Raw genomic sequence first — 2,657 nt, 5'->3', positions numbered from 1 at the left:
TTTTCCTTTCGTTTGCTTGGCGGCTCACGATTGGAAGTTTCTGCGATGGACACCCATACCTACGCATACGTCAAACTTCTACTGCCTCCCCGGCAGAGCCGGGGGGTCTCCCAACGGACTAGCTGTATATCTCCATACTCATTAGGGCTAAAGGCTATTCTCTCTATAAACCTACGCAAAAATTTTGGAGAGTTGGCACGCTGGGAATGGCCGGCCACTTTCCGCGTTCAGGCATGCTGACCTGGCACCCAAGCGTCACTCAACCCAAGCAAACCGACATTCAGCAGGGGCAAGCAGGCGCCAGCAGCGCTTGGGTTGCGCTTTCCTTCATACTGGAGCCCGAACCATTTACCGACTCGGCAGACTCCCATGAACAAAACCTCGATCGACAAGCACAAAATCAAGTTCCTCCTGCTGGAGGGCATTCACCCGTCGGCCGTCGATGTGCTGAAAGCGGCGGGCTACACGCAGATCGAAAGCCTGACCGGAGCGCTGGCTGACGACGAGCTCAAGCGCAAAATCGCGGACGCGCATTTTGTCGGCATCCGCTCCCGCACCCAGCTCACCGCCGAGGTGTTTGCCCAGGCGGCCAAGCTGACGGCCGTCGGCTGCTTTTGCATAGGCACCAACCAGGTGGACCTGGAGGCGGCGCGCGAGCGCGGCATTGCGGTGTTCAATGCGCCGTTTTCCAACACCCGCTCGGTGGCCGAGCTGGTGCTGGCCGAGGCGATTTTGCTGCTGCGCGGCGTGCCCGAGAAAAGCGCAGTGGCGCACCGCGGCGGCTGGCTCAAGTCGGCCGAAAACGCCTATGAAATTCGCGGCAAGACCTTGGGTATCGTTGGTTATGGCTCCATCGGCACGCAGCTGTCGGTGCTGGCAGAAGCGCTGGGCATGCAGGTGGTGTTTTTTGACGTGGTCACCAAGCTGCCGCTGGGCAATGCCCGGCAGGTGGCAAAGCTCAACGACTTGCTGGCGCAGTCTGACGTGGTCAGCCTGCATGTGCCCGAAACCCAGGCCACGCAGTGGATGATCGGCCAGGCAGAGATTGCCGCGATGAAGCCGGGCAGCGTGCTGATCAATGCCTCGCGCGGCACGGTGGTCGAGATTGAGCCGCTGGCCGAGGCCCTGCGCCAGAAGAAACTGCTGGGTGCGGCGATTGACGTTTTCCCGGTGGAGCCGCGCAGCAACAAGGACGTGTTCGAGTCGCCGCTGCGCGGTCTGGACAACGTGATTTTGACGCCGCACGTCGGCGGCTCGACGATGGAGGCGCAAGAAAATATCGGCATCGAAGTGGCGGAGAAGCTGGTGAAGTACAGCGACAACGGCACCTCGACCTCGTCCGTCAACTTCCCCGAGGTGGCGCTGCCGGCTCACCCCGGCAAACACCGGCTGCTGCACATCCATCGCAACGTGCCGGGCGTGCTGTCGGAAATCAACAAAGTGTTTTCAGACAACGGCATCAACATCGCCTCGCAGTACCTGCAGACCAATGATGCCATCGGCTACGTGGTGATCGACATCGATGCGGCGCACTCCGACATGGCGCTGGCCAAACTCGCCAAAGTGCCCGGCACCATCCGCAGCCGCGTTCTTTTTTAAGCGGGGCCTGGGCGGACTCAAATCTGAAGTGCAACAGCTATTAAAAACATAGCAAATGCGTCACTGCCGGCTCACCAGCAGCGCGCCCAGCATGTGCTGCACAGGCTGCGCCTCAGGCAAGACATAGACGACGCCGTAACTCTTTCCCAGCACGGGGCTCACCACGGTTTCGTAAAAGCTCACGGGCACCACCACGCAGCCCATGGATATCCGGTTGTCGTCCGGTGTGGCGGAGGCGAGACGCTCCGGGCGCCGCTCACTGCGAGGCGCCGGGCGCAGGCGGTGGATGGCCAGCTTGGCGGCGTAGTCAAACCACACAATCGCTTCGCCCTGAAGGTTGCGGCCGGGCTCGGACACAAAACGACCCGCGGGCGTGGTTCGCTCATCCGCGCGCAGGCTGGCAACCTCACGCTGCTCAATGCCAGGGATGGAGTGGTCACCCGGCGTGAGGCCCAGCAGGGCCGGCGAAGCGCCCCGCAGGCGGCCATTGGCTTCAAAGACAAACATGCGGGCGCTTTTTTTGTCGACGATGACAAAGGGCAGGCCCTGGTTATCCCCCTGCGCCATGACCCAGCGCACCGCATAGCGCGCATCGGCCGAAGCGGACTCCAGTGCCGGATCAAGAGGGGAGCCGGGGTTGGCGGTGGGGCCTGCCGCTACCGCCGATGCGGCGGACAGCAGCAAAGGGGCCAAGCCCATGCCGGCAAGCAGCGCGATCTGGGCAAACTGGACGATCCGGGCTTGCAGCCTCGCGCCTTTCAACAACATTCTGAAATCCTGTGCGTCGCACCATTAACGTGCGTAAGCGCACAGATAAAAGCCGGCACCACTATGCGGTGGTCCCGGCTTTTGGATGCCGCCAATGTTAACAAAACAATGCAAGCGATTTTGTTACAACGAAACCCCCGCGAAGCTGCCGTCAATGACGACTATTTCTAGGGCCTGTTCACACTAATATTGGAGGTGCGAAGGGGTTCCATCGGGCGCAAATCAAGGCGCCTGCCGCCGCCCGCACTGATGTGCGGGCAAGGTAGGCAACGCCGAGTTGCGCCCGATGG

The 2,657-nt window shown here is 61.4% G+C and carries 2 protein-coding genes; one reads left to right on the top strand and one right to left on the bottom strand.

Annotated elements, in window-relative coordinates:
• Positions 1 to 369 precede the first annotated feature (369 nt).
• A complete protein-coding gene (gene serA, locus V6M61_RS20985; RefSeq protein WP_332778550.1) occupies positions 370 to 1,599 on the top strand; it encodes a phosphoglycerate dehydrogenase in 1,230 nt (409 codons plus the stop codon).
• Positions 1,600 to 1,659: 60 nt separating this feature from the next.
• Here the strand turns inward: serA and V6M61_RS20980 are convergent, their stop codons facing one another.
• Positions 1,660 to 2,367, bottom strand: coding sequence for a hypothetical protein (locus V6M61_RS20980; protein ID WP_332778549.1), 708 nt, complete (start codon positions 2,365 to 2,367; stop codon positions 1,660 to 1,662).
• Between the last annotated feature and the right edge of the window lie 290 nt (positions 2,368 to 2,657).

Origin of the sequence: Polaromonas sp., assembly GCF_036676035.1 — a bacterium.
Classification (GTDB): Bacteria; Pseudomonadota; Gammaproteobacteria; order Burkholderiales; family Burkholderiaceae_C; genus Polaromonas.
The sequence above is the reverse complement of the archived record's forward strand: the minus strand, read 5'-3'. Positions and strand labels throughout refer to the sequence as shown.

Bases quoted from the DNA above. Each gene is read 5' to 3' on its own strand.
- V6M61_RS20980 (WP_332778549.1), bottom strand. From the start codon at position 2,367: ATGTTGTTGAAAGGCGCGAGGCTGCAAGCCCGGATCGTCCAGTTTGCC.
- serA (WP_332778550.1), top strand. From the start codon at position 370: ATGAACAAAACCTCGATCGACAAGCACAAAATCAAGTTCCTCCTGCTG.